The organism is Microbacterium testaceum (assembly GCF_003075375.1).
Lineage (GTDB): Bacteria > Actinomycetota > Actinomycetes > Actinomycetales > Microbacteriaceae > Microbacterium > Microbacterium testaceum_E.
On the sequence record NZ_QDFT01000005.1, the window covers coordinates 1 to 24,773 of the forward strand.

Annotated in this window: 22 protein-coding genes; 5 read left to right on the forward strand and 17 right to left on the reverse strand. The window is 71.2% G+C overall.

What is annotated here, in order from left to right:
- On the reverse strand, positions 1 to 289 hold a 289-nt coding region (locus tag DC432_RS02955), incomplete at its 3' end, for a GntR family transcriptional regulator (RefSeq protein WP_133177874.1).
- Between the two features lie 213 nt (positions 290 to 502).
- Entirely contained in the window at positions 503 to 1,093 is a 591-nt protein-coding gene (locus DC432_RS02960) for a TetR/AcrR family transcriptional regulator (protein WP_116536619.1), read from the reverse strand.
- 151 nt (positions 1,094 to 1,244) lie between these two features.
- On the opposite strand from DC432_RS02960, the gene DC432_RS02965 reads away from it, so the two are divergent.
- Complete coding sequence (locus tag DC432_RS02965) at positions 1,245 to 2,219, forward strand: zinc-binding dehydrogenase (RefSeq protein ID WP_116536620.1); 975 nt, start codon at positions 1,245 to 1,247, stop codon at positions 2,217 to 2,219.
- A 464-nt stretch (positions 2,220 to 2,683) separates the two neighbouring features.
- Here DC432_RS02965 and DC432_RS02970 read toward each other — a convergent pair whose 3' ends face one another.
- The 5 genes from DC432_RS02970 to DC432_RS02995 all read right to left on the reverse strand — a co-directional run bounded on the left by DC432_RS02970 (position 2,684) and on the right by DC432_RS02995 (position 8,221).
- The gene (locus DC432_RS02970; RefSeq protein WP_116536621.1) at positions 2,684 to 3,160 is read right to left on the reverse strand and encodes an NUDIX domain-containing protein; all 477 of its coding nucleotides are present in this window, start codon (positions 3,158 to 3,160) and stop codon (positions 2,684 to 2,686) included.
- The gene (locus DC432_RS02975; RefSeq protein WP_116536622.1) at positions 3,160 to 4,839 is read right to left on the reverse strand and encodes a DUF4407 domain-containing protein; all 1,680 of its coding nucleotides are present in this window, start codon (positions 4,837 to 4,839) and stop codon (positions 3,160 to 3,162) included. Before DC432_RS02975 ends, DC432_RS02970 begins: the two co-directional genes overlap by 1 nt.
- A gap of 272 nt (positions 4,840 to 5,111) precedes the next feature.
- Complete coding sequence (locus tag DC432_RS02980) at positions 5,112 to 6,125, reverse strand: aldo/keto reductase family protein (RefSeq protein ID WP_116536623.1); 1,014 nt, start codon at positions 6,123 to 6,125, stop codon at positions 5,112 to 5,114.
- Positions 6,126 to 6,545: 420 nt separating this feature from the next.
- The gene (locus tag DC432_RS02990; RefSeq protein WP_243393003.1) at positions 6,546 to 7,349 is read right to left on the reverse strand and encodes an ABC transporter permease; all 804 of its coding nucleotides are present in this window, start codon (positions 7,347 to 7,349) and stop codon (positions 6,546 to 6,548) included.
- Positions 7,346 to 8,221, reverse strand: a complete 876-nt coding sequence (locus DC432_RS02995) for an ABC transporter ATP-binding protein (protein WP_116536624.1) — start codon at positions 8,219 to 8,221, stop codon at positions 7,346 to 7,348. The genes DC432_RS02990 and DC432_RS02995 overlap by 4 nt, the downstream gene beginning before the upstream one ends.
- Before the next feature lie 342 nt (positions 8,222 to 8,563).
- Between DC432_RS02995 and DC432_RS03000 the strand changes: the two genes are divergently transcribed.
- The 4 genes from DC432_RS03000 to DC432_RS03015 are packed head-to-tail and all read left to right on the forward strand — an operon-like array spanning position 8,564 to position 14,483.
- Positions 8,564 to 9,943, forward strand: a complete 1,380-nt coding sequence (locus DC432_RS03000) for a glycosyltransferase (RefSeq protein WP_243393004.1) — start codon at positions 8,564 to 8,566, stop codon at positions 9,941 to 9,943.
- Positions 9,940 to 11,925: a glycosyltransferase family 39 protein gene (locus DC432_RS03005; protein ID WP_116536625.1), complete on the forward strand. Its 1,986-nt coding sequence runs from the start codon at positions 9,940 to 9,942 to the stop codon at positions 11,923 to 11,925. The genes DC432_RS03000 and DC432_RS03005 overlap by 4 nt, the downstream gene beginning before the upstream one ends.
- Before the next feature lie 30 nt (positions 11,926 to 11,955).
- Positions 11,956 to 12,840, forward strand: a complete 885-nt coding sequence (locus DC432_RS03010; RefSeq protein ID WP_116536626.1) for a DUF4397 domain-containing protein — start codon at positions 11,956 to 11,958, stop codon at positions 12,838 to 12,840.
- Positions 12,837 to 14,483 (forward strand): class F sortase, encoded by a 1,647-nt coding sequence (locus DC432_RS03015; RefSeq protein WP_116536627.1) that lies wholly within the window; start codon positions 12,837 to 12,839, stop codon positions 14,481 to 14,483. Before DC432_RS03010 ends, DC432_RS03015 begins: the two co-directional genes overlap by 4 nt.
- Before the next feature lie 71 nt (positions 14,484 to 14,554).
- On the opposite strand, the gene DC432_RS03020 is transcribed toward DC432_RS03015, so the two are convergent.
- The 10 genes from DC432_RS03020 to DC432_RS03065 form a co-directional block, all read right to left on the reverse strand.
- A complete protein-coding gene (locus tag DC432_RS03020) occupies positions 14,555 to 15,328 on the reverse strand; it encodes an NAD(P)-binding domain-containing protein (protein WP_116536628.1) in 774 nt (257 codons plus the stop codon).
- 36 nt (positions 15,329 to 15,364) lie between these two features.
- The gene (locus tag DC432_RS03025; RefSeq protein WP_116536629.1) at positions 15,365 to 16,126 is read right to left on the reverse strand and encodes an IclR family transcriptional regulator; all 762 of its coding nucleotides are present in this window, start codon (positions 16,124 to 16,126) and stop codon (positions 15,365 to 15,367) included.
- 21 nt (positions 16,127 to 16,147) lie between these two features.
- Positions 16,148 to 16,744, reverse strand: coding sequence for a methyltransferase (locus DC432_RS03030; RefSeq protein ID WP_116536630.1), 597 nt, complete (start codon positions 16,742 to 16,744; stop codon positions 16,148 to 16,150).
- Between the two features lie 28 nt (positions 16,745 to 16,772).
- Complete coding sequence (locus tag DC432_RS03035; RefSeq protein ID WP_116536631.1) at positions 16,773 to 17,051, reverse strand: hypothetical protein; 279 nt, start codon at positions 17,049 to 17,051, stop codon at positions 16,773 to 16,775.
- 24 nt (positions 17,052 to 17,075) lie between these two features.
- On the reverse strand, positions 17,076 to 18,422 hold the full coding sequence (locus tag DC432_RS03040) for a TRAP transporter large permease subunit (RefSeq protein ID WP_116536632.1): 1,347 nt from the start codon (positions 18,420 to 18,422) through the stop codon (positions 17,076 to 17,078).
- Positions 18,423 to 18,586: 164 nt separating this feature from the next.
- The gene (gene rlmN, locus DC432_RS03045) at positions 18,587 to 19,897 is read right to left on the reverse strand and encodes a 23S rRNA (adenine(2503)-C(2))-methyltransferase RlmN (RefSeq protein WP_207770733.1); all 1,311 of its coding nucleotides are present in this window, start codon (positions 19,895 to 19,897) and stop codon (positions 18,587 to 18,589) included.
- A gap of 213 nt (positions 19,898 to 20,110) precedes the next feature.
- A complete protein-coding gene (locus tag DC432_RS03050) occupies positions 20,111 to 20,377 on the reverse strand; it encodes an HPr family phosphocarrier protein (RefSeq protein WP_116536633.1) in 267 nt (88 codons plus the stop codon).
- Between the two features lie 18 nt (positions 20,378 to 20,395).
- The gene (locus tag DC432_RS03055) at positions 20,396 to 21,226 is read right to left on the reverse strand and encodes a PRD domain-containing protein (protein WP_116536634.1); all 831 of its coding nucleotides are present in this window, start codon (positions 21,224 to 21,226) and stop codon (positions 20,396 to 20,398) included.
- Positions 21,227 to 21,270: 44 nt separating this feature from the next.
- On the reverse strand, positions 21,271 to 22,722 hold the full coding sequence (locus DC432_RS03060) for a glycoside hydrolase family 1 protein (protein WP_116536635.1): 1,452 nt from the start codon (positions 22,720 to 22,722) through the stop codon (positions 21,271 to 21,273).
- A complete protein-coding gene (locus DC432_RS03065) occupies positions 22,709 to 24,601 on the reverse strand; it encodes a beta-glucoside-specific PTS transporter subunit IIABC (RefSeq protein WP_116536636.1) in 1,893 nt (630 codons plus the stop codon). The genes DC432_RS03060 and DC432_RS03065 overlap by 14 nt, the downstream gene beginning before the upstream one ends.
- Positions 24,602 to 24,773: the final 172 nt, after the last annotated feature.

The following is a 24,773-nucleotide window of genomic DNA, read 5'->3' on the forward strand; positions in this document are numbered from 1 at the left end:
GATCGCCGCGCTGCGCGGCCAGTCGGGCCGCCTCGGTCTCGAGCGCGCGGCGCAGTTCGAACAGTGCGCCGATGTCGTCGGCGTCGATGCCGGCGACCACGGTGACGCGCGCCGAGGCCTGGGCGACCAGTCCGTCCGAGGCGAGCCGACGCAGCGCCTCGCGCAGCGGCGTGCGACTGACGCCGAGACGCGAGGACTGCTCGACCTCGCCGAGGACGGTGCCGGGTGCGAGGGCGCCGCTCTGGATCTCGTCGAGAAGGGTCGCGTACGCGCGTTCACTCGCTCGCATGCGTCCCCCTCGTCATCACCCGACCAGTGTATGCACTGCGGCGCCGGAATGCGACGGATCGGTCGGAAAGACGCGCGTGGGTATACACAGCCCCCACCCGCTCGCCGAGACTGCATGTTGCTGACAACTCGGCGACATCCTGCAACCGAGTTGTCAGGCGGCAGCTGTCTCGTCGTTATCGCCGCACGCATCCTCGCGCGGCGACAGTCCGCCTCAGGCCGCGGTGCGTCCCCAGGACTCCAGCGTCGTCGGAACGGATGCCAGGGTCGCCAGCGCCGCGTCGCGGTCGGCGCGGGCGAGGGTCAGGCCGGCCACCACGAGCGAGGCGCACACCGCGGCGAGGGCGTCGACGGCATCCGGGGTCAGATCGGGCCGGCGGTCGCCGACGGCGGCGCGGATCGCGGCCCGCATCTCGGCCGCGTAGTCCGAGACGAGCGTGCGCACCTCGGCGTCCTCGCTGGCGAGCGGCGACGAGCCGGCGTTCAGCAGCAGACAGCCCAACCGGGCGCGGGGCGCGTCGGCGGCGATCGCCGCACTCATGTCGTCGACGTAGGCCTCGAGTGCACCGGGGTCTCCCCCTCCGAGAGGACGCAAGCGCGTGCGCACGACGCCGTCGAGGTAGGCGGACAGCACCGCGTCGAACAGGCCGCGCTTGCTGCCGAAGGCGTGGTAGATGCTCGAGCGCATGAGTCCGGTGGCCTCTTCGAGCTCGGCGATGCCCGCCTCGGCGTAGCCGCGCCGCCAGAAGACGTCACGCGCGGCGTCGACGACGGCGGAGCGGTCGAAGCTCGGCATCCTGCCCATGTTGTCTCCTCGGACTGACTCGTGACGTCGCGACCCTGCGTCGGGCGCGGAATCCTCGGGGGCGAGAGGCCGAGCCCGCCGACCCTGTTGCATCCGCGGCGTCGAGGTCTATATTAGACCGGTCGTTACAAAATAACCACGGAGGCATTCCATGCGCGCAGTCATCCACCACGAGTTCGGCGAGCCCGCCGACGTCCTCGGCGTCGAAGAGGTCGAGACCCCGACCCCCGGCCCCGGCGAGGTCCGCCTGCGCATCCTGCTCTCACCCATCCACAACCACGACCTGTGGACCATCCGCGGCACCTACGGCTTCAAGCCCGAGCTGCCGGCGCGTGCCGGAACCGAGGCGGTCGGCGTGATCGAAGAGCTCGGCGAGGGCGTCGAGGGCCTCACCGTCGGCCAGCGCGTTGCCACCGGCGGCACCTTCGGCGTCTGGGCCGAGCAGGTCGTCACCAAGGCCGCCGGCCTCATCCCGGTCGCTGACGGGCTGTCCGACGAGGTCGCCTCGCAGCTCGTGTCGATGCCCTTCAGCGCCATCAGCCTGCTGCACTCGCTCGACCTGAAGGCCGGCGACTGGATCGTGCAGAACACCGCCAACGGAGCCGTCGGACGCATGGTCGCGCAGATCGCGAAGGCCCGCGGCATCCACGTCATCGGTCTCGTCCGCCGCCAGAGCGCGGTCGCCGAACTGGCCGAGCAGGGCATCGACAACGTCGTGTCGACCGACGCCGAGGGCTGGCGCGACGCCGCCCTGGCGCTCGCCGACGGGGCGCGGATCGTCGCCGGCGTCGACTCGGTCGGCGGTTCGGCCAGCAACGACGTGCTGTCGCTGCTGAGCGAGAACGGCACCCTCGTCATCTTCGGCTCGATGGGCGCGGGCAAGCTCGAGCTGTCGGCGGGCGACATCATCTTCCGTCAGGCGACGGTCAAGGGCTTCTGGGGCAGCGTCGTCAGCAAGACGATGGATGCCGAGACCCGCGGCGCCCTCTTCGGCGAGCTGTCGCGCTACCTCGCCGACGGCACGCTGACCCTTCCGGTCGCGGCCACCTTCGGCCTCGAGGACGCCCGCGAGGCCGCCCGCGCGAGCGACTCGCCCCGCGTCGGCAAGGTCCTGCTGCGCCCGTGAGCTGAGCGTCCCCGCCGCTCGGTTCCCGCCCGCTCGGGCCCCGCCCGCTCGGTCGAGCGTCCACGACGCGCCGCCTCCCCGCCCCGCGGGACGGCGTGTTGTGGACGCTCGACGTCGCGTGCGCGGGGCGCCGCGGCGCCCGCGGCGCCCGCGGGGCTCCGCGGGGCGCCGCGGCGCCCGCGGCGCCCGCGGGGCTCCTCCGCGTCGCTCCTCGCGTCGCTCTCAGGCCGAGTGTCCAAAACACCCGGACGATCTCTCGAGACGTCCGGGTGTTTTGGACACTCGGTGTGTGCGGGGCGGGCGGGTGGTCGGGGCGGGCGCGGGGCGCCGGGGCGGGCGCGGGGCGCCGGGGCACGCGGCCACCCACCGTTGAGTGTCCAGGACATGCCGCGCGCAGGCAGGACCTTGCGGCGTGTCCTGGACACTCGACGTCGTTGTCGCAGCCGCGCGAGCGCGGACGCCGGTCAGCGGGACAGCCCGGCGAGCGCCTTCTCGAGCGCGTCGATCGCGGGACGCTGGCCCTTCACGAGCGCGTCGCGCGCGGCATCCAAGTCCATCCATTCCGCGCGATCGACCTCGGGGAACGACTGCGCCCGCCCCGACCGCGGCGGCCACTCCATCTCGAAGGTCCCGAACGCGAAGGCGGATGCCGAGAACCCCGCGCCGTCGCCGGCGAAGACGACCACTTTCTTGCCGGACGAGTACGCGAACGTGCCCAGTTCCGCCCATGCCACTTCGGGCGGCTCGACGCCGAGCTCTTCGCGGAACTCGCGGCGGGCGGCATCCAGCGCCCCCTCGCCGTCGGGGTCGAACTCGCCCTTGGGGATCGACCACGCGCCGGCGTCCTTCTTGGCCCAGAACGGCCCGCCCATGTGCGCGACGAAGACCTGCGGCACCGGCGTCAACCGGTACAGCAGCAGCCCCGCGCTCCAGACGGCCATCAGGAGACGGTCGCGGGCACGCGGTTCGCCTCGTCGGCGATGATGTCGGCGCGCTTGCGGAACGTCCGGGCCGAGACGCGGTCGAGGGCGATCTGCCCGCGCATCTTCTCGGCCTTCTCGTACAGCGAGGGCCCGCCGAAGCCGGTCAGCACCTTCACCAGCACCGGCAGCAGCTCGATCATGAAGAACAGCGCGGCGATCAGGTAGTGCGCCCAGCGGAGCACCGGTTCGCGGTCCGACAGGCGTTCGAGCGCGGTGATCTGGCTGAGCAGTCCCACCGCCCCGGCATTGCCGTCGGCGACCGACGAGGCGCGCGCGTTGTACGCGGCGAGAGCCGATTCGTACTGCGCGCGAGCCGCCGGGAGCTGGTCCTCGGCCTGCTGCTTGTTCGCGTCGGCGGAGGATGCCGCGGCCGCGGCCCCCGCGTTGTTGGCCGACGCGAGGGTGGACTGCGCCTGCTGCAGCTGCGCCGACAGCGAGTCGTAGCCCGACTGCGCCTGCTGCAGCTGCGCCTGCGCGGCGTCGGAGCTCGCACCGTCACCGGCGACACCCGTGCAGCCGGGGACCGTGCCCGCGCCCTGGCCGGTCAGCTCGCACTGGTACACCGCGCGGGCCTGGTCGATGACCGTCTGCTGCGCGGCGAGCTGCTGGGTGAGCTGGTCCACGGTCTGCTGCGCCGCGGCCGCCTCGGCCGAGGTCGACGAGGTGCCCGCGACGATGCCGGTCGCCGCCTGGTTTTCGAGCGCCGAGACCTGGGCGGTCGCGGCGTCGAGGGCCTGCTTCTCGGGGCCGTTGGTGACGGCATCCTGATCGGTCAGGGCCTGGGTGACGTTCGTGGAGTTGACCTCGCGGTTGATGTCGTTCTGGAAGATCTGCAGCACGAGCGGCTCGGCGACCACGATGCCGATCAGCGCGGCCATGATGACGCGCGGTAGCGCGAGGCCCAGCAGACGGAAGAGGTTCTTGGTCGAGCGCATCGTCGAGGTGAGGAAGCGGTCGAGGTTGAAGATGATGAGACCCCACACGATCGCCAGCGGGACCGCGAGCAGGATGCTCACGCGAACGCCCGTGAGCAGGGCGAACATCATCGACAGGGCCGAGACGAGGGCGGTCCCGGCGAGCACGAGGAACATCTGCACGAAGCGGGGCACCTCTTCGGGCACCTCGTCGAGCACGTCGTTGTCGGCACCGCCGAGGACGGCCATGCGACGGATGAGCGAGAGCTTGGGCCGACGGGGGTCGGAGCGGCGCAGGCGCGGCGGGCGCGGCTCGGCCAGGACGGGGACGGATGCCACAGCGGGGGCCGCGAGCGGCTGCTCGGGCTGCGGCGGGGTGTCGTCGGCGCGGGCCTCGCGGTCGATCACGACGGTGTCGTGCTCGTCCGCGGGGTCGGCGCGGGGGTCGTCTTCGCGGGGGTCTTCGTCGCGGGGGTCGTCGACGAACGGGTCGTCGACGAACGGGTCGAGCGGCTCGTCGTCGGCGGGCGGCGCGCCCCAGGGCTCGGACGTGCCGTCGTGGCGGTCGGGCGCGTCCGGCGGGGTCGGTTCTGACGCGTCGGTGTCGGACGCGTCGCGTTCGGCGAGGAACTCGTCGAGGTAGCGCTCGCGTTCCTGCTCCGTCGTGAACTCGATTCGACCGTCGGAACCGAAACGGCCGGGTCGGTGAGCGGAAAAGGACATCCGCACAGGGTACGACGCGTTTCCTGCCGGCTCCTGAGCGGGGCCTGAGGCCCGGCTGGGGGCGTACGCCCGGCGAGGGCCCGCGCGGAGGGTGCCGTGCCGGCGCCGCCGACGCGTGAGATCACGCGATCCGCGCGAGAGCACACCCCCTTGCGTGTGACCTCGCCCACATCACGTGATCTCGCGCGCGGAACCACGCCCTGGTCCGACGAACGTCCAGGCGCGGGACAGCGGGCCGGGGCGCGAACGCCCGGCCCGCTGAACGGACCGCGTCAGACCAGGCGCTTCTTGGGCGAGACCTCGTAGGTGTTCTCGGCGTCGGCGAACACCGCGTCGCCCAGCGCCGTGTCGATCGCGGCGAGCGCCTCGGCATCCAGGGTCACCCCCGACGCCTTCACGGTGTCGTGCAGCTGCTCGGGACGCGAAGCCCCCACGAGCGCCGCGGCGACGTTGGGGTTCTGCAGCACCCAGGCGATCGCGAGCTGGGGCATGGTGAGCCCGGCCCCGTCGGCGATGGGCTTGAGCCGCTGGACGGCCTCGAGCGTGTCGTCGTTCAGGAAACGCTTGATGAAGTTGGCGCCGCTCTTCTCGTCGGTGGCGCGCGAGCCCTCGGGCACGGGCTGGCCGGGCAGGTACTTGCCGCTGAGCACGCCCTGCGCCATGGGAGACCAGACGATCTGCGAGATCCCCAGCTCCTCGCTGGCGGGCACGACCTTGCCTTCGATCACGCGCCACAGCATCGAGTACTGCGGCTGGTTCGAGATGAGCTGGATGCCGAGCTGCTTCGCCAGCGCGTGTCCGTCGCGCAGCTGCTCGGCGGTCCACTCGGAGACGCCGATGTACAGCGCCTTGCCCTGGCGGACGATGTCCGCAAACGCCTGGAACGTCTCTTCGAGGGGCGTCTCGTAGTCGAAGCGGTGCGCCTGGTAGAGGTCGACGTAGTCGGTGCCGAGACGCTTCAGCGAACCGTTGATGGAGTCCATGATGTGCTTGCGGCTGAGCCCGGTGTCGTTGGGGCCGCCGGGACCGGTCGGGAAGTACACCTTGGTGAAGATCTCGAGCGACTCGCGACGCTGACCCTCGAGGGCCTTGCCGAGCACGGTCTCGGCCGCCGTGTTCGCGTACGTGTCGGCCGTGTCGAACGTCGTGATGCCCGCGTCGAGCGCGGCGTGCACGGTGGCGACGGCCGCGTCGTCACCGACCTGCGAGCCGTGGGTCACCCAGTTGCCGAGGGTGATCTCGGAGATCTTGAATCCACTGTTGCCGAGGTAGCGATAACCAACCATTCCTCCACGCTAGTCCCGGCCTCCGACACCGGGGCCGCGGCATCCCTCCCTCCCTCGATAAACGCGATCCATGCTGAGAAACGCGCACGGGACGCGTTTCTGGACACCGGGAGCGTTTATCGAGCGCGGGGCGAGCGGGGGCGAGCGGGGCGAGCGCGGGGCGGGCGGGGGCGAGCGGGGCGAGCGCGGGGCGGGGCGAGCGGGGGCGGGGGCGCGGGGCGGCCGGGGCCGCGGCATCCCTCCCTCTCTCGCGATAAACGCGATCCGTGCCGAGAAACACGCACAGGACGCGTTTCTCGACACGGGGAGCGTTTATCGCGCTGGGCGCGGGGCGCGCGGGGCGGGGCGCGGGGCGCGGGGCGGGCGGGGGTTCCGGCGCGCGGCGGGCAGGGGTGCCGGGACGGGGGCCGGCGCGGCGCCTCACGCGTCCTTGCGGATCCAGCGGAACGTCGCTCGAACCACAGCGAGACCCACCACCAACCACAGCAGCGTCACGAGCAGGATCAGCGGGTGGTCCCACGACCCCGACGGCTCTCCCGCCGCGAAGCTCTCGGGCAGGAACACCGACCGGAAGCCCTGCGCGAGCCACTTCAGCGGGAACACGCTCGCGACGTTCTGCAGCCACTCCGGCAGCGCGGCAAAGTTGATGTAGACGCCCGAGATGAACTGCAGCAGCAGCACGATCGGGATGACGACGCCGGTGGCGCTGCGCCCGGTGCGCGGCAGGGCCGACAGGCCGATGCCGAGGATCGCGCAGGTCGTGACCCCCAGCAGGAACACCCACGCGAAGGTCAGCCACCGCTCCGGGTCGGTCGGCAGCGGCACGCCGAAGAACACCGCCGCCACGACGATCAGCAGCACCGACTGCAGGAACCCGGTCACCAGCACCTGGCCGAGCTTGCCGATGAAGTACGACACCGGGCTCAGCGGGGTGCCGCCGAGACGTTTGAGGGTGCCGTCGCTGCGCTCCATCGCGATGTCGATCGACATGTTCTGCAACCCCGACAACAGCACGCCCGCGGCCAGCATCGCGGGTAGGTAGAACTGCGCGGCATCCACTTCGTCTCCGGGAGGGCCGAAGGTCTGGGCGTCGAACGCGACCGCGAAGATCAGCAGGATCATGACGGGGAACAGGAACGTGAAGAACACCGAGTCGCCCTGACGGAAGTACGAGCGCACCTCGAACGCGATCCGCGCGGCGCCCAGGCGCAGCACCCGGCTCACGCGAGGCCTCCCGCCGCGGTCGTGCGCCGCGCCTCGTCGCCCAGGAACGACAGGTAGACGTCCTCGAGGCTCGGCCGAACGACTTCGAGACGGTCGGGTTCGCCCAGCCGCGCGTGCAGCGCCGCCACCACCCCGCCGGGGTCCTGCGTGCGTTCCTCGCGCACGACGCCGTCCTCGCGCCAGCGCACGAGGGGCACGCGCGCCTCGGGGCCGCCCAGGTCGTCGATCCGACCGACGGATGCCATGAGCCCCCCGACGATGATCGCCGCGCGCTCCGCCAGCTCGGCGGCCTCGTCGAGGTAGTGGGTGGTCAACAGGATCGTCGTCCCCTCGCGCTGCAGGCTGCGGATGAGGTCCCAGAAATGCCGGCGGACCTCGGGGTCGAAGCCCGTCGTGGGCTCGTCGAGGAAGAGCAGCTCGGGCCGGCCGATGATGCCGAGGGCGACGTCGACGCGGCGGCGCTGCCCGCCCGAGAGCTTGCGGACGCTGATCTTGGCCTTGTCGGTGAGACCGACCGCGGCGATGGTCTCGTCGACGTCGCGCGGCCGCGGGTAGAACGAGGCGAAGTGGGCGAGCAGCTCGCGGACGGTGGCGGTGGGCGCCTCGCCCGTATTCTGCAGCACGATGCCCAGGCGCGCCTTCCAGTCCAGGCCGCCGCGATGCGGATCGACACCGAGCACGCGGACGTCGCCGCTCGTGCGATCGCGGTATCCCTCGAGGATCTCGATGACGGTGCTCTTGCCGGCGCCGTTGGGTCCGAGCAGGGCGAAGGTCTCGCCTCGCCCGATGTCGAACGACACGCCGCGCAGCGCCTCGAGCCCGCCCCGGTAGGTCTTCCGCAGGTTGTCGACGCGCACGACGGTTTCGCTCATGAGCCCAGTCTGGCGGCGCCGCGGGCGCCGCGGAACGGCTTACTGCAGCGGCATCCGCATGCATCGGCGGCCCGACGAGGCAACGTGGGAGTGACCGCAAAGCTCCCTGGCAAAACCCTGACCGCTCCAAACCATCCCCCCACCTCGCCCCGGATGACCCCCGTGCGCTGATCCCCCGCCCTCTCTCCGCACCTCCCCCTTACCGCCCTCGAACCGTCCACGTGGACGCTGGAGGTTTTTTTGTCGTTCCCGCTGACCCCCCGGTCCGTCGCCGCCCCCGACCCGACGCCCGAACCGCTCCTCACGCCCGTCGCGCCCGCCCCCGGTCAGGGGTCGACCGGCGTGACCGACGTCCCCGTCCCCGCCCAGCCCGGAACCACCGTGTCGGGCGGCTTCCTGCCCGACTGGTCGATCGGCGAGTGGCTCGGCTACAGCGGCGTCATCGTCCTGGCGCTCGCCCTGACCGTCGTCGCGACGACGACGCTGTGGTGGATGCTCCACGCCTGGCGTTCCGCCGACGATCTGCGCGCCACGCAGTTCAGCTCCTCGCCGCGCCCCGCGCGGCACCGCTTCACGCTGCTCGTGCCCGGGCGGCACGAAGAAGAGGTGATGGGCCAGACGCTCGACCGCCTCGCGCAGCAGGATCACCCCGATTTCGAGATCATCGCCATCGTCGGCCACGACGACCCCGGCACCGAGCTGGTGGTGCGTCAGGCCGCCGCACGGCATCCCGATCTCATCAAGGTCGTCGTGGACGACAGCGTCCCCAAGAACAAGCCCAAGGCGCTCAACCGCGCCCTGCAGATCGCGACCGGCGACATCGTCGGCGTGTTCGACGCCGAGGACGAGGTGCACCCCGGCCTGCTGACGGTCGTGGACTCCAAGTTCCAAGAGACCGGTGCCGACGTCGTGCAGGGCGGCGTGCAGCTGATGAACTTCGAGACCAGCTGGTGGTCGCTGCGCAACGTCCTGGAGTACTACTTCTGGTTCCGCTCGCGCCTGCACTTCCACGCCCGCTCCAAGTTCATCCCCCTCGGCGGCAACACCGTGTTCGTCACCCGCGACCGCCTCGCGTGGTCGAAGGGGTGGGACGACCAGTGCCTCGCCGAGGACTGCGAGCTCGGCGTGCGGCTGTCGAGCGACGGCGCGAAGGTCGTCGTCGCCTACAACCCCGAGTACGTCACGCGCGAAGAGACCCCGCCGACCCTGAAGTCGCTCTACAAGCAGCGCACGCGCTGGAACCAGGGCTTCCTGCAGGTCCTCGGCAAGGGCGAGTGGAAGGCGCTGCCGACGCTGCGCCAGCGCATGTACGCCCGCTATCTGCTGAACATGCCGTTCCTTCAGGCGGCGACCGGACTGCTCATCCCCATCTCGCTCGTGTTCATCCTGCTCGTGAAGGTGCCGACCCCGGTGGCGCTGCTGACCTTCCTGCCCCTCGTGCCCACGATCATCACCCTCGTCGCCGAGGCGGCGGGACTGACCGAGTTCGGGCGCGTCTACGGCAAGAAGGTGCGCGTGCGCGACTACGTGCGCCTGGTGCTGGGACTCGTGCCTTACCAGGTGTTCCTCGCCGCCGCCGCCGTGCGCAGCGTCGTGCGTCAGCTGCGCGGCGACGGCAGCTGGGAGAAGACCGAGCACACCGGCGCCCACCGCGACGCCGCACCCGCGACCCCATCCGCCGAGCCCACCCTCGTGGGCGCCGGCTCGGAGGTGACCCGATGACCTCGACGATCGACCGCGTCCCCACCGGGACCATCCCCTCCGGTCCCCCGGCGGGCCTGCGCCGCCGCGTCTCGCCCTGGCGCGCCCGGCTCGGCGACGCACTGTGGCTGCTTCCCCCCCTCGTCCTCGGCCTGGTGGTCAACGCCCTGAACCTCGGCGGCTCCCCGCAGCGCATCGACGACGAGGGCACGTACACCGCACAGGCGTGGAGCATCGGCAACCTCGGCGAGCTCACGCACTACACGTACTGGTACGACCACCCGCCCCTCGGGTGGATGCAGATCGCGGCCTGGGTCGGTCTGACCGACGGCTGGAACCGCTACGACGTCGCCGTGATCGCCGCCCGCGAGGCGATGCTCGCGGCCACCGCAGCGGCCGCCGTTCTGCTGTGGTTCGTCGTGCGCCGCATCGGCTTCGCCCGGTTCACGGCATCCGCGGCGGTCGCGCTGTTCCTGCTGTCGCCGCTCGCGGTGCAGTTCCACCGGCAGGTGTACCTCGACAACATCGCCACCGCGTGGCTGCTCGCCGCGCTGCTGCTGGCGATGAGCCGCCGCGCCCAGCTCGCCGGGTACATCGGCGCCGCGGCCGCGTTCGGCATCGCCGTCCTCACGAAAGAGACGTACCTGCTCGCGCTGCCGCTCGTGGCGTGGTTCATGTGGCGCGGCGCGGACCGCACCACGCGCCGGTACACCCTGTCGGTCGCCTCGGCCGTGCTGGGACTGATCGGCCTCGCCTACGTCGCCTTCGCCCTGGTCAAGGGCGAGGTCGCTCCCGCTCCCGGGCGCGTGAGCCTGTGGGACGGTCTCGCGTTCCAGCTGGCCTCGCGCGAGGGCAGCGGATCGCTGTTCGACCCCGAGAGCCTCATGTCGCGCACCGTCGGACTGTGGTGGCAGCTCGACGCCGTCCTCATCGTCACGGCGCTCGCGGCCGCCGTCGCGGCGCTGTTCGTGCGTCGCCTGCGCCCCTGGGCGATCGCCCTGCTGGCCCTGACGGCGTTCATGTTCCGCGGCGGGTACCTGCCCGTGCCGTACGTCATCATGCTGCTGCCGTTCGCGGCCGTGGTCGTCGCCGGAATGGGCCAGGTGGCCGTCGAGGCCCTGCGCTCCCACGGCGCCCTGCGACGCATCGGCGGCGTCGCCACCGCCGTCGGACTCATCGTCGCCGTGCTGGCCGCGGGTCCGCTGTGGGCCGCGCAGCTGCGCGGATTCCTGCTCGCCGACCTCGACCGTCCGCTGCGCGACGCCGAGGCGTGGATGTCGCAGAACGCCCCCGCCGACTCGCGCATGCTCGTGGACGACGCGATGTGGGTCGACCTGGTGCGCGCCGGCTTCGAGCGCGAGAACGTCGTCTGGTACTACAAGGCCGACACCGACACCGACGTGCAGCAGCTCGCCCCCGACGGGTGGCGCGACTACGACTACGTCATCACGACGGACTCCATGCGCACCTTCCCGACCGAGTTCCCGACCGTGCGCCAGGCGATCGAGAACAGCGCCGTCGTGGCGTCGTTCGGCGAGGGCGCGCAGAAGGTCGACGTGCGCCTGGTCGACACCGCGCAGGCGGCGCTCGCGCAGGCCGCCGACGACGGCCTCTACGCCGCCCGATCGGTGGCCGGGCAGCAGGTGCTGCAGAACCCCGACGTCGGCGTCCCCGGCGAGGAGCAGGACCTGCTCACCTCGGGCGTCGTCGACGGACGCATCCTGCTGACCCTCGGCCAGCTCTCGTCGCAGGGCCGGATCGACGTGGCCGACATCACGCAGCTCGAGGGCGACCCCTCGGGCGTGCACCGTCAGCTCATCGTCAGCTCGTTCGCGGGTCAGGACGCCCGGGGGGATGCCGCCGGGGCCGACGCCCTGCTGCGCTTCTACGAGTCGCTGACCGGCCCCCTGCGCCCGGTCTCGGTCGAACGCGGTGACGCGGGCGTGGTCATCACGTTCTCGCCCGACGAGCCGGTCGACCTGCTCCCCCGTCCCACCTCCTGATCCTCTCCTCCCCCCAACGAAAGGACCGCCATGTTCCGTTCCACCCCCTCCCGTCGTCCCGCTCGGCTCGCCGCGATCGGCGCCGCCGCTCTGCTCACCGCCGGAATCGGCGTCGCCACCGCCCCCGCCGCCTCCGCGGCCACCACCGCCCCCGGCGGGTGGGCGCGCGTGGCGCACCTCTCCCCCGACACGAAGTCCGTCGACGTGCAGCTGACGGCGCTCGCCGGCGGGGCCGTGGTGTACGAGCTCGACGACGTCGCCTACGGTGCGGTGAGCCCCTACATCCCCCTCGCCGACGGCACGTACGTCGTGTCGATGGTGCCCTCGGATGCCACCGACGGCACGCAGCCGGTCGTGCAGCAGTCGATCGACATCGCCGAGGGCGAGCCGCTCACGGTCGCCGCGTACGGCCGCAACGCCGACCTGAAGACCACGGTCTTCGAGGACGACCTCTCGGCCCCCGCCGCCGGCCAGGCGCGGGTGCGCGTCGTGCAGGCCTCGACGGTCGAGCCGACGGTGAACGTCGACACCGCCCAGGGTCGTCCGATCGCCCGCGACGTGCCCGCGGGCTCGGCGACGGACTACGCCGCGGTCCCGGCGGGTTCGTGGGACCTCGAGCTGACGGGAGCGGACGAGTCCGCGACCTCGGCCGTCGATCTGCCGGCGGGGTCGGTCTCGACCCTCTTCGTGCTCGATGACGCCCAGGGCGCGCTGACGGCGCAGACCATCACCGACTCGGCGACCCTCGCCGACATGCCGGTCGGCGGCATCCACACCGGTGGCGGCGGAACCGCCGCCGCCACGACCGCGCCCTCGGGTGCCGTTGCGGCGGGCGCCGGTGCGGCGGCGGTGGCGCTGGGCGCGGTCGCGCTGATCGCGGTGCGCCGACACCGCCGGGGCGAGGCGGGCGCGTGACGTTCGCACGTCGAGCGTCGACGGTCGGCGCGGTCGCGACCGTCGTCGCCCTGACGATGGCGGCGTGCAGCACCGCGACCGAGCCCGAACCCGACACCGCCGACCGCACCACCGCGACGGCCGAGGCCTTCCTCGACACGTACGTCGACGCCGGTCGCGTGGTGCGCACGGACCAGGGCGGCGACACCGTCAGCGAGGGGCAGGCGTACGGCCTGCTCCTCGCCGTGGCCGCCGACGACCCGTCGCGCTTCGACAGCATCTGGGAGTGGACCACCGCGAACCTGCAGCGCGACGACGGTCTGCTGGCGTGGCAGTGGAAGGACGGCGCCGTCGTCGACGAGCAACCCGCCTCGGACGCCGACCTCGACGCGGCGCGCGCCCTGGTGCTCGCGGGCGACGCCTTCGACCGCGATGATCTCCGCGAGCAGGGCGTGGCCCTGGGCGCGGCCGTCCTCGACGAGATGACGGCCGAGACCGCGCTCGGACGCATCCTGCTGCCGGGGCCGTGGGCGACGGCATCCCCCCACGCCTACAACCCCTCGTACGCGTCGCCGGCCGCGTTCGACGTGCTCTCGCGCGCGTCGGGCGACCCCCGGTGGGAGGAACTGGCCGCGGGCAGTCGAGCGGTGACGAGTGCCCTGATGGATGCCAACACCCTGCCGACCAACTGGGCCACGGTCGCCGACGACGGCGCCGTCGCGCTCGCGGGTTCCGCGGGCGGCGGGGGCGAGCCGGCGTACGGCTACGACGCCGCGCGCACGACCATCCGGTTCGCCGAGTCGTGCCGGGACGACGACCGCGCCCTCGCCGCGCGGGTGGCGGCGGTGCTCCCGGGCGGCGACGAGCTGCCCGCCGAGCTCGACGCGGGGGCGGGCGCCCTCACGTCGGATCGGCATCCGGTCGCCTACGCCGCGCGAGCGGCTGCGCTCGCGGCGAGCGGGAGCGACGACGAGGCGCGAGCCGACCTGCAGCGCATGGCCGACACCGCGGCATCCACCCCCACCTATTACGGTGCCGCGTGGACGGCGCTCGCGACGGCGATGCTCACCGACGACGTGCTCGACGGCTGCCCCGCGCTCGCGGGTGACGCGGCCGCGGACGACGCGGCCCCGGCCGGCGCGGCGGGCGCCGCGGCGACGACGGCGCCGGGCGTCGGCGCGGCGAGCGGGTTCCAGGACCCGGTGGCCCCCGCGGCGGCCAACACCGCCGCGCCCGTCCACATCTCGATCCCGGCGATCGGGGTGGACTCGGACCTCATCGGGCTCGACCGCGGGGCCGACGGGTGGATCCAGTCCCCTCAGGACTACGACGCGGTCGGTTGGTACGAGAAGGGCGTCCTGCCCGGAGAGATCGGTCCCGCGGTCATCGCGGGCCACGTCGACTCCCCCACGGGTCCGGCGGTGTTCTACGACCTGCCGCGGCTGACGCCCGGCGACACGGTGTCGGTCCGCCGCGCGGACGGGTCGACCGCCGACTTCGTGGTGACCGGGCTGCAGACCGTCGAGAAGAACAGCTTCCCGACCGAGTCGGTCTATGCGCCGACGCCGACGCCGCAGTTGCGGCTGGTCACGTGCGCCGGTGCGTGGGATCCGGACAGCGGCCACTACGTCGACAATCTCGTCGTGACGGCCGTCGCCGTCTGACAGTCGCCCCGGCCGCGTGCGGGTGGTACGCCACCCGCACGCGGGGATGCTCACGGACATCGCTCGCGAGCTCAGGCCCGCTGCTCACCCAGGCGTTCGAGCACCCGACGGGACGCGTCCGACATCTCGGACGCGACGCCCAGCGAGCCCAGGTAGTCCACGACCGACTCCATCTCGTGCGCGCGGCGCACCGCGTGCTTGCGGCTGCCCGTCTCGTAGCGGTCCATCTTGGCCTCGGCGTCGCCCGACAGCTGCGCGGCGATCTGAGCGCGCACCCACGGCTCGCATCCCGCCGCGCGGCCGGCCTCGAGCGCCTCGATGACGATGGCGGCGAGGCTCTTCATCAGCACGCTGCGCAGCAGCTTGCGCGACGTCGCCGCCCCGGCCGGCCCCTCGATGACCTCGACGTCGGCGCCGAAGCGTCGCAGCACCTCGGCGACGTCGCCCGCGGCGGTCCCGCTGACGATCGTCTCGGTCGCGGCGCCCTTCGTCGGCACCGGCCCGAGGATGGCGACGTCGGCGAACCGCGCCCCGGCCTTCTCGACGAGCGCGGCGACGTCGACCATCACGTCGGGCGAGGCCGTGGTGAAGTCGGCGTAGACCGCACCCGCGCGCAGGTGGGGGGCGGCGTCGGCGGCGATCCGCGCACTCAGAGCGGCGCCGGTGAGCACGATGACGAGGTCGCTCGCGGCCACGAGGTCGGCGAGCGACGCGGCGCGCTGCACTCCCTCGGGCGTCGGGGTGGGAGCGGGGTCGAACCCGCGCACCTCGTAGCCCGCCTCGACCGCGCCGCGCGCGTAGAGCGAGCCCGCCTCGCCGAGTCCGATGATGCCGATCACGCGCATGATGTTCCTTTCGAGATGCGCGGATCGAGACCCGCGCTAGCGACCGACGGCCGCTGCCGCCCGTCGGAGTTCCGGAGCCCAGTCGGGCAGGGTGTCGGGGTCGGTCGACTCGACCGGTCCCGAGGCGGAGAGGGAGGCGATGATCTCCCCCGCCGATGAGAAGACGGGCACGCTGATGGATGCCACCGCGGTGTCGCGTTCGGCCACCGAGACGTGGAATCCGTTGCGGCGGACGGCGGCGAGCTCGGCATCCAATCCCTCGGTCGAGACCGTGAGCCCGCCCGCGGTGCGCGTCTCGCCGAGGCCGCCGAGGATACGCGCGACCTCGTCGGCCGGCAGGTGCGCGAGGATCGGCTTGCCCGCGCCGAGGTGCAGGGCGAGCCGGCGGCCGAGCGGCAGCTGATAGCGCAGGGGGTGCTGTCCGTCGACGCGGACGGCGAGGATGCGCTCGTCGCCGCTGCGCACGTACAGCGAACTCGTGAGCCGGGTGGTCTCGGCGAGCTGCTGCAGGTGCGGCCGCGCCCGGTTGCTGAGCGCGTCGGTCGAGATGTACCCGTGCGCCATGCCGAGGGTCGCCACCCCCAGGCGGTATTCGCCGCCGCTGTTCGAGACCAGATCGCGTCGCTGGAGCACGCCGAGCAGGCGGAGCGTCGTGGCGGTCGAGAGTCCCGTCCCGCGGCCGAGGTCGACGAGTCGTAGCGGCCGGTCGGCGCGCTCGAGCAGCTCGAGCAGGTCGAGCGCGCGTTCGACGCTGCGGACCGTGGGCTGACCGGAGGTGTCTTCACGACTCGAGCTCATCCATCTAGTGTGTCGGATCGCTCAGGAGGCCAGGATGCCGCGCCGCGTCTCGGCCTCGTCTTCGTTCTTGCGACGGGCGCGCTCCAGCACGGCCTCGGCCTCGGCGGCGGGGACGACGGCGAGGCCGTCGCGGTCGCCGACCACGATGTCGCCCGGGCTGACGACGACCCCGCCGAGCGCGATGGGCACGCCCACGCGGAAGGGACCGTTCTTGTACGGTCCGGCGGGGCTGCTCGAGCGCGCGAAGACGGGGAAGCCCATCTCTTCGAGGTCTCCCACGTCGCGCACCGCGCCGTCGACGACGAAGCCGATGCAGCCGACCTTGCGCAGACGCTCGGCGATCAGCTCGCCGATGAGCGCGCGGTCGGTCACGCCGTGGCCGTTGACGACCAGCACCGCGCCGGCGGGGACCTGCGAGATGGCCTCGTGGATGCCGGCGTTGTCGCCGCCGGCGACCTCGACGGTGAAGGCCGGGCCGGCGAGGGCGGCTCCGTCCCAGACGGCGTGGATGCCGGCATCCACGACACCCAGTCGGTCCATGGAGTCGCCGATGTTGGCGACGGGCAGGGCCGCGAGACCCTCCACGACCCGACGGTCGACCGTAGCGATAGCAGTCATGTCACTCATCCGTTCTCGAGGGCCGACGTCAGTCGGCGGGCTTCCATCCGTGGGCATACGACAGCAGCAGGGTCCAGATGCCCAGGGCACCGCCGATCCCGAAGGCCCAGGGGTTCAGGGCATCGGCGACGCCGGTGACGAACGAACCGTTCCCGATCAGCAGCCCGGCGATTTGCAGCAGCACCAGCACGGTGCCGACGAGGAGCATGGATGCCAGCAGCACGACGAACACGGGGGTCATCAGCGCGATCGCACGGCGACGGGCGGGCCCGTGCGGGTTTTCGGCGGGGGTCTTTTCTTCGGACATGATCTTCTCCGTTGAGGACGCGGGCTAGAACGACACCGGCAGCCAGCCGGGACCGATGAGGGCGGCGATGGCGAGGATCGGCAGCACGTACCAGACGATCAGGGGGACGAAGGTCTTCACCGGGTTCACCTGGGCGATACCGGTGGCGATGTAGATCGCCGACGCGCCGGGAGGAGAGGCCCCCTCGGTCGAGGCGGCGACGAGGACGACGCACGCGGCGAGGATCGGGTCGACGCCCGACACCATCAGCACGCTGAAGCCGATGCCGCCGATCGTGGCGATCGTCGCGGTCGAGCTGAGCGGACCGGCGACCAGCACGACCATGACGGCGACGATGATCGACATGATCACGGGCGAGGCGTTCAGTCCGTTCAGCACCGAGGACAGCTGGTCGGCCAGGCCCAGCTCGGTGAGCACGGCGCCGCCGGCGAAGGCGAAGACGAGCGTCGCGCCGATGTCGCGGTAGCGCGGGGCCGTCTTGGCGATGAAGTCGTACCAGGCGCGGCCCCCGCGGGGCAGACCCTTCCAGCCCAGGATGACGGCGAAGATCATCAGCAGCACGGGGATCCACACGATCACGCTGACGGCGTCCATCGTGTCCTCGCCCAGGGCGGCGACGAGGGCGTCGCCGGTGGGCCCGAGGGTCACGGCCACGGGGATGACGATGCCCAGGAACACCAGCAGCGAGGTCCAGCCCTGCCGGAACGAACGTCCGAAGGGCAGGATGTCGGCGGCGGCGACCCGGTCGATCTTGTGACGGCGCACGAAGATGAAGATCACGATCAGGCGCCACAGCACGCACCAGCCGGCCGCGGCGAACATCGCCAGCAGCAGCTTGTCGATCGTGACGTAGGGCGCGACGGTCGCGGTGCCGATGAGGATGAAGAACGACGCGCTCGGCGGGATGACGGTGCCGTTGCCCGCGTTTCCGGCGATCACGGTGGCCGAGACGTGCGCCGGCCAGTTCGAGCGCTTCATCCAGGGGATCGCGACGGAGCCCATGGTGGCGGCGTTCGCCGAACCCGAGTGCGCCACCGAGCCGAACAGGGCCGAACCGACGGTCGCGACGTAGCCCGCGCCACCGCGCAGGCGACCGAGCATCGAATTGAGGATGTCGACCTGCTTGTCGATGACACCCGTGGATGCCAGGAGGAAGCCGATGAACGTGAACGCCAGCGCGGCGAAGACGATCTCCTGCGTGAAGGCCGCTTCGAGGCCCACGGCCAGCAGCCGCAGAACATCCGCGCCGCCGAACGCGCAGACCACGACGAAGCCGACGACCATCGCCTCTCCGATACCGCGCTTGACCAGCACGCTCCAGATGACGATCACGCCGATGTAGGCGATCAGCGCCCAGACAGCCAAGCCCATAGTGCTCTCCATTGAGGTGGGGGGTTCATCAGATGAACTAAACGTTCACTTAGTGAAACCGTAACCCGACTCGGGACGGTCCGTCAACACGCGTCACGTCCCCGTCGCCGGGAACGACGAATGCCCCCGGCCACTCGGGCCGGGGGCATTCGTTCGAGAAGAGGTCAGCCGACGGGGGTCGCCTCGGCGGCCGCCTCGTCCTCTTCGGTGGCGACGAGCTGGCCGCACGCCCCGTCGATCTCTTTGCCGCGGGTGTCGCGCAGGGTCGTCGGGATGCCCGCGTCATTGAGGCGGCGGACGAACTCGTTCTGCACCGGCACCTCGGATGCCGTCCAGATCGACCCCGGCGTCGGGTTCAGCGGGATGGGGTTCACGTGCACCCATCCCCGGCCGCGGGCGTTGAGCTTGTCGGCCAGCAGGTCGGCGCGCCAGGCGTGATCGTTCATGTCCTTGATCAGGGCGTACTCGATCGACACGCGGCGCCCGGTCTTGTCGAAGTAGGCGCGCGCGGCATCCAGGGCCTCGTCGACCTTCCAGCGCGAGTTCACCGGGATGAGCTCGTCGCGCAGGCCGTCGTCGGGCGCGTGCAGCGACAGGGCGAAGGTCACCGGGATGTCCTCGTCGGCGAGCTTCTTGATCGCGGGCACGAGACCCACCGTCGACACGGTGATTCCGCGCGCGCTCATGCCGAGCCCGTGCTCCTTGTCGACCATGACGCGCACGGCCTGCATCACGCGGGCGTAGTTGGCCAGCGGCTCGCCCATGCCCATGAAGACGATGTTCGAGACGCGGTCCAGCGAGTGGTCGTCGCGCTTCTTCCCGCCCAGGCCGCCGGCGGCGATAAGGGAGTTGGCGCGCACGATCTGCTCGACGATCTCGGCGGCCGACATGTTGCGGGTGAGCCCCGCCTGACCGGTCGCGCAGAACGGGCAGTTCATGCCGCAGCCCGCCTGCGAAGACACGCACAGCGTGATGCGGCCGGGGTAGCGCATGAGCACCGACTCGACGAGCGCGCCGTCGTGCAGCTTCCACAGGAACTTGATCGTGTCGCCGCGGTCGGTCTCGAGGCGGCGCACCTCGGTCAGCAGCGGCGGCAGCATCCCCGCGACGAGTTCTTCGCGGCCCGCCGCCGGCAGGTCGGTCATGTCGGCGGGGTCCGAGGTGTAGTGCGTGAAGTAGTGCTTCTCGAGCTGCTTCGCGCGGAAGCCGGGCAGGCCCAGCTCCTTCACCTTCGCGACGCGCTCGTCCGCGGTCAGGTCGGCGAGGTGCACGGGGGGCTTGCCGCGCTTGGGGCTGGCGAACTGCAGCAGCGGGCGGCCGGTGTCGTCCTTGGCCTGCTGCCAGCCCTCGGTCTTCGGCCGCACCTGGCGGACGCCGGTGTTCTTCGGCCGCGTCTCGCGGACGGCGGTGTCGGCCGGGGCCCCCGCGGGGCGCACCGGCGGCGTGGTCGTGCGCGCGGGGGGCTGTTCGGTCATGGTTTCCAGGGTACCGGGCGCGTCTGCGCCGCGGCTGGGCGCGCACCTCCATCGCGTGAGGGGCCGGGAATCGCCGCCTCGCGGGGCCGCAGGCGACGGTTTCCGACCCCTCACCCGAGCCGGCACGTCGGTGCCGGGCCGCAGGGTGCACGTGAGGGGCCGGGATGCCGGGCGTCGGGGGGTACACCCGGCGCGGCCCCTCACGCGATCGGGTCAGGCGGCGTCGAGATCCTGCTCGAGCAGCGCCTGAAGTTCGTCGGCCACGCGGTCGGCCTCGGGACCGTCGACCTCGAGGGCCACCTCATCGCCCGTCTTCACGCCGAGCTGCAGCAGCGCGAGGATGCTGCGCGCGTCGACGGAGGTATCGCCGGCGGCGAGGGTCACGGAGTGCTGGGATGCCGCCGCCGCGCGGGCGAAGCTGGCGGCGGGACGGGAGTGCAGGCCGGAGGAGGAGCCGAAGACGGCGGTGCGCTGTGCCATGGGGGACCTTTCGGGTGTTCAGCTCGACTGAGCGCGAGCGATGTGCAGGGCGAGGTAGCCCACCTCTTCATCGGAGATGGCGACCTCGTGCTCAGCGAGGACGAACGCGCGGATGCGTTCGGCCGTCGCGACGGCGCGCGGGTGCTTAGCCGTCATGGTCGCGAAGAGAAGGTCTTCGTCCTGCCCGGCGAGGCGGTCGCTGAACAATCTCTCCGCGAAGAACTGCAGATGCGTGAGGAACCGACGGGTGTGCAGGTCATCGGCATCCAGGGTCACTCCCCCGGCGTGCGTGACGATCGTCGTGATGTCCGACACGAGCCCGACCACCCGCATCGAGTCGACGGACGGGCGCCCCACCTCCGAATTCACCAGGTGGAAGGCGATATTGGCCGCCTCTTCGTCGGGGAGCGCCACCCCCGTTCGGTCGCGGAGCAGTCCGAGGGCGCGCAGACCCACCTCGTATTCGCGCGGGTAGACGGTGCGCACCTCCCACGCCAGGCGGTTGGTGACCTGCAGGCCCCGCCGTTGGCGCTCCACCGCGAAGTGCAGGTGATCGGTGAGCGTGAGATAGATGTGCGCGTCGAGTTCGATGCCCGCCTTCTCGGCATCCATCACGATCGCCCTGGTGAGTTCGACGAAGCCTCCGGGGATCTGAGCGAGCAACTCGACGAGGTTCCGCTGGTCGGCGTCATCGAGCGCGACGAACACCCGGTCGGTCGAACCCGGGGCGACCTGATCTCCCGGACGCGCCGCGAAGCCGATGCCCTTGCCCAACAGCACGCGCTCCACGCCGCGCTCGTCCTCGACGAGCACGACACTGGAGTTCAGAACCTTCTTGATGATCTGCATGGGTGTCTCCGTCGACCCCGGCGGACGCGCAGCGAGTGCGGTCGTCACGCCAGGTCGGCCCCGTTCGAGGCGATGACCTTCTGGTACCAGAAGAACGAGTCCTTACGACGTCGTTCGCCGGTGCCGTTGCCGAGGTCGTCCTGGTCGACGTGGATGAAACCGTACCTCTTCGAGATCTGCGACGACGACGCACTGATGATGTCGATCGGCGCCCAGCTCGTGTAGCCGCGCAATTCCACCCCCTCGTCGACCGCGCGGATCATCTCCGCGAAGTGCGACCGGAAGTAGTCGATGCGGTACGGATCGTGGATGCGGCCGTCCTCGGTCAGCTCGTCGCGCATGCCCAGACCGTTCTCGACGATGAACAGCGGCTTGCCGTAGCGGTCGTAGAGGTCGATCAGGGAGATCCGCAGGCCCACGGGATCGATCTGCCAGCCCCACTCGCTCGACGGCAGGAACGGGTTCTTCACGCCCAGCACCGTATTGCCCGGGGTCCGCTCGGCATCCGGTCGTACCGACTCGGTGAGGGTCATGTAATACGAGAACGAGATGTAGTCGACCGGGTGCTCGCGCAGCAGCTCGACGTCGCCGTCGACGAAGGGGATCGCGATGCCCTTGACCTCGAGCGCTTTCAGCGCCAGCCGCGGGTACGCCCCTCCGGCCTGCACGTCGGTGCACAGGTACAGCAGTCGTTCCTTCGCCTGGGTCGCGGCGACGTCGTCGGGGTGGCACGTGTTCGGGTAGGTGGTGAGCATCGTCAGCATGCACCCCATCTCCGACTCCGGCCACATCTCGTGCAGCATCCTCGTCACCGACGCGGAAGCCACGAACTGGTGGTGCAGTGCCGTGTAGCAGGCCTGTTCCAGCGAGCCCTCGACGGTCTCGTCGATGATGCCGCCCGAGGTGAAGGGGTGCCGGATGATGCCGTCGATCTCGTTGAACGACAACCACAGGTCGACGAGGTGGCCGAAGCGCTCGAAGCACGTGCGCGAGAAACGTTCGAAGAGGGCGATGGTCCCACGGTCGACCCAGGCGTTGTTCTTCAGCGCGAGCGCGAGCGGCGGGTCGTAGTGCGACAGCGTCACCAGCGGGCGGATGCCGAGGCGGCGCATCTCGCTGAAGAGGTCGAGGTAGAAGGCGATGCCCTCTTCGTTCGGCTCGAGCTCCTCACCGGTCGGGTAGAGGCGCGACCACGCGATGGACACGCGCAGCACCGAGAAGCCCATCTCGGCGAACAGCGCGAGGTCTTCGCGGTAGCGGTGGTAGAAGTCGATCCCGCGCCGCTTGGGGTAGTACGCGATGTCGTCGTCGGCCATCGCGGCAGCGATGGACTCCAGCGTGTGCTGGTGGTGCACCGCGTACTCGCGCGGGTCGACGTGCGGGCGGTACTTCGCGACGTCCGAGACCGCGGGACCGCGCCCCCCTTCGTTCCAGGCACCCTCGGCCTGGTTGGCGGCGAGCGCACCGCCCCAGAGGAATCCGTCAGGCAATCCCATTCGCGGTCTCCTTCGCATCGGTCGACAGCAGAGCGGCGCCCGCGGCGACGCGTCCGGTGACGAGGGGGGCGACGTCGTAGGCGTCGCCGTTGAGCACCACGACGGGCGTCGTGATGTCGAGTCCGGCGGCCTCGATCGCCGCCAGGTCGGCGGTCAGCACGTGCTGGCCGGCTTCGACGCGGTCGCCCTGGGCGACGTGCGCGGTGAAAGGTGCCCCCTCGAGGCGGACGGTGTCGAGGCCCACGTGCACGAGCACTTCGAGGCCGTCGTCGCCCAGGATGCCGAGGGCGTGACGCGAGGGGAGCAGGCTCGACACGGTGCCACTGATGGGGGCCCGGACCTCACCATCGGTGGGGCGGATGGCGACGCCGGGTCCGAGGATGCCTCCCGAGAACACCGGGTCGTCCACCTTCTCGAGGGCGAGCACCTCGCCCGTCATGGGGGCGACGATCCCGCCGGCGGCGGCGGGGGTCGCCGTCCCCGCCTGCTGCTCGAGCAGACGCACGGTGGCCGAGTCGGAGTCCTTCCAGATCACCAGCGACACGATGAACGAGGTGACCATGGCGACGAGGGCGCCGATGACCGCGTGCAGCAGATTCCACGGGTTCGCCATGTCGATGAACATCGAGATGGATGCCGCACCCGGGCTGACGAGCGCGAAGGCCGAGATCGCCGCGATGCCGAGGTACGAACCACCCACGAATGCGCCGATGACGACCGAGACGATCGCACGACGGTTCTGCAGCGTCACGCCGTACAGGGCCGGCTCGGTGATCCCGAAGAAGGCCGAGATGCCCGACGAGATCGCGGTGCCGCGCAGCGTCTTGTTCTTGGTGCGCACCGCGATGGCGAGGCTCGATCCCGCCTCGGCGAGGTTGTGGGCGAGAGAGGCGACGAGGTAGAAGCTCTCCTTGCCCGCGGAGGCCATGGTCGCCACCGTCGGCGGAATGAACGCCTTGTGCATGCCGACCGAGACGATGAAGGGCAGGGCGGCGGCCATCAGCGCCACAGCGATCCAGCCCAGCGTGCCGTAGAGCCACAGCATCGCGCCGGTCAGCAAGGTGCCGAGGAAGAAGCCGAGCGGACCGAGCAGGAAGATCGTGGCGGGCGCCACGACGACGAAGCAGATCAGGGGCACGAGGAAGGTGCTGATGACGCTCGGGCTGATGCGGCGGGCGAAGCGCTCGACGACGGCGAGCAGCAGCACGGCGAGGATCGGGGGGAACACCTGCGCGTTGTAGGCGATCGCGGGCACCGTCAGTCCGAACAGTGCGACGCCGCCTTCCTGGGTGAGAAGACCCGCGAAGGTCGGGAACACCAGCAGGCCGACGATGCCGAGCGCGAGCGGGATGTTCACGTCGAGCTTCTTCGCGGCGGTGTAGGTCACCAGCAGCGGAAGGAAGAAGAAGACCGCGTCGGGGATCGCGGTGAGCACCTGATAGGTCTGGTCGGTCGTCTGCAGCCAGCCGAGCGCGACGGCGAGGATGAGGAACGACTTGAAGATTCCTGCGCCGGCGACGGCGGGGATGATCGGGGTGAAGACGCCGACGACGAAGTCCATGAACACCGACCCGGCGCGCTTGAGGGTCAGCTTCGGTGTGGCGGAGTCGACGCGCGCCGCGGCGCGCGTGCCGCTCCCGGTGCGGATCTTCTCGATCTCGCGGAAGTAGTCGTTGACACCCGAGCCCACGATGACCTGGGTCTGGGTGCCCAGCACCACGCCGATGACGCCGGGCGTGGCCTTGAGGGCGGCCTCATCGGCCTGCGAGTCATCGGCGAGAGTGAAGCGGAGGCGGGTCGAGCAGTGGTGGAGCGAAGCCACGTTGGCCGCCCCTCCGACGTGCTCGAGGATCGCGCGGGCGCTGTCCTGAGTGGTCATCGAAGTCCTTCCTTGGATCGAAGGACACGCGTCGCGACGTCGACTGCGATGCCGCCCGGGCGAACAAAAAAGGACCCGAAGGCGGCGCTCTCGCACTGCGTTCGGATCCTGCCTGCATGACCAGTCACATGTCCGTCGGCGACTCTACACGACGATTCCCGGATGTCGAATC

What these genes read in the sequence shown, in the direction of transcription:
- DC432_RS02960 (WP_116536619.1), bottom strand. Translation starts at nt 1,093, where the DNA reads ATGGGCAGGATGCCGAGCTTCGACCGCTCCGCCGTCGTCGACGCCGCG.
- DC432_RS02965 (WP_116536620.1), top strand. Translation starts at nt 1,245, where the DNA reads ATGCGCGCAGTCATCCACCACGAGTTCGGCGAGCCCGCCGACGTCCTC.
- DC432_RS02970 (WP_116536621.1), bottom strand. Translation starts at nt 3,160, where the DNA reads ATGGCCGTCTGGAGCGCGGGGCTGCTGCTGTACCGGTTGACGCCGGTG.
- DC432_RS02975 (WP_116536622.1), bottom strand. Translation starts at nt 4,839, where the DNA reads ATGTCCTTTTCCGCTCACCGACCCGGCCGTTTCGGTTCCGACGGTCGA.
- DC432_RS02980 (WP_116536623.1), bottom strand. Translation starts at nt 6,125, where the DNA reads ATGGTTGGTTATCGCTACCTCGGCAACAGTGGATTCAAGATCTCCGAG.
- DC432_RS02995 (WP_116536624.1), bottom strand. Translation starts at nt 8,221, where the DNA reads ATGAGCGAAACCGTCGTGCGCGTCGACAACCTGCGGAAGACCTACCGG.
- DC432_RS03005 (WP_116536625.1), top strand. Translation starts at nt 9,940, where the DNA reads ATGACCTCGACGATCGACCGCGTCCCCACCGGGACCATCCCCTCCGGT.
- DC432_RS03010 (WP_116536626.1), top strand. Translation starts at nt 11,956, where the DNA reads ATGTTCCGTTCCACCCCCTCCCGTCGTCCCGCTCGGCTCGCCGCGATC.
- DC432_RS03020 (WP_116536628.1), bottom strand. Translation starts at nt 15,328, where the DNA reads ATGCGCGTGATCGGCATCATCGGACTCGGCGAGGCGGGCTCGCTCTAC.
- DC432_RS03025 (WP_116536629.1), bottom strand. Translation starts at nt 16,126, where the DNA reads ATGAGCTCGAGTCGTGAAGACACCTCCGGTCAGCCCACGGTCCGCAGC.
- DC432_RS03030 (WP_116536630.1), bottom strand. Translation starts at nt 16,744, where the DNA reads ATGACTGCTATCGCTACGGTCGACCGTCGGGTCGTGGAGGGTCTCGCG.
- DC432_RS03035 (WP_116536631.1), bottom strand. Translation starts at nt 17,051, where the DNA reads ATGTCCGAAGAAAAGACCCCCGCCGAAAACCCGCACGGGCCCGCCCGT.
- DC432_RS03040 (WP_116536632.1), bottom strand. Translation starts at nt 18,422, where the DNA reads ATGGGCTTGGCTGTCTGGGCGCTGATCGCCTACATCGGCGTGATCGTC.
- rlmN (WP_207770733.1), bottom strand. Translation starts at nt 19,897, where the DNA reads ATGACCGAACAGCCCCCCGCGCGCACGACCACGCCGCCGGTGCGCCCC.
- DC432_RS03050 (WP_116536633.1), bottom strand. Translation starts at nt 20,377, where the DNA reads ATGGCACAGCGCACCGCCGTCTTCGGCTCCTCCTCCGGCCTGCACTCC.
- DC432_RS03055 (WP_116536634.1), bottom strand. Translation starts at nt 21,226, where the DNA reads ATGCAGATCATCAAGAAGGTTCTGAACTCCAGTGTCGTGCTCGTCGAG.
- DC432_RS03060 (WP_116536635.1), bottom strand. Translation starts at nt 22,722, where the DNA reads ATGGGATTGCCTGACGGATTCCTCTGGGGCGGTGCGCTCGCCGCCAAC.
- DC432_RS03065 (WP_116536636.1), bottom strand. Translation starts at nt 24,601, where the DNA reads ATGACCACTCAGGACAGCGCCCGCGCGATCCTCGAGCACGTCGGAGGG.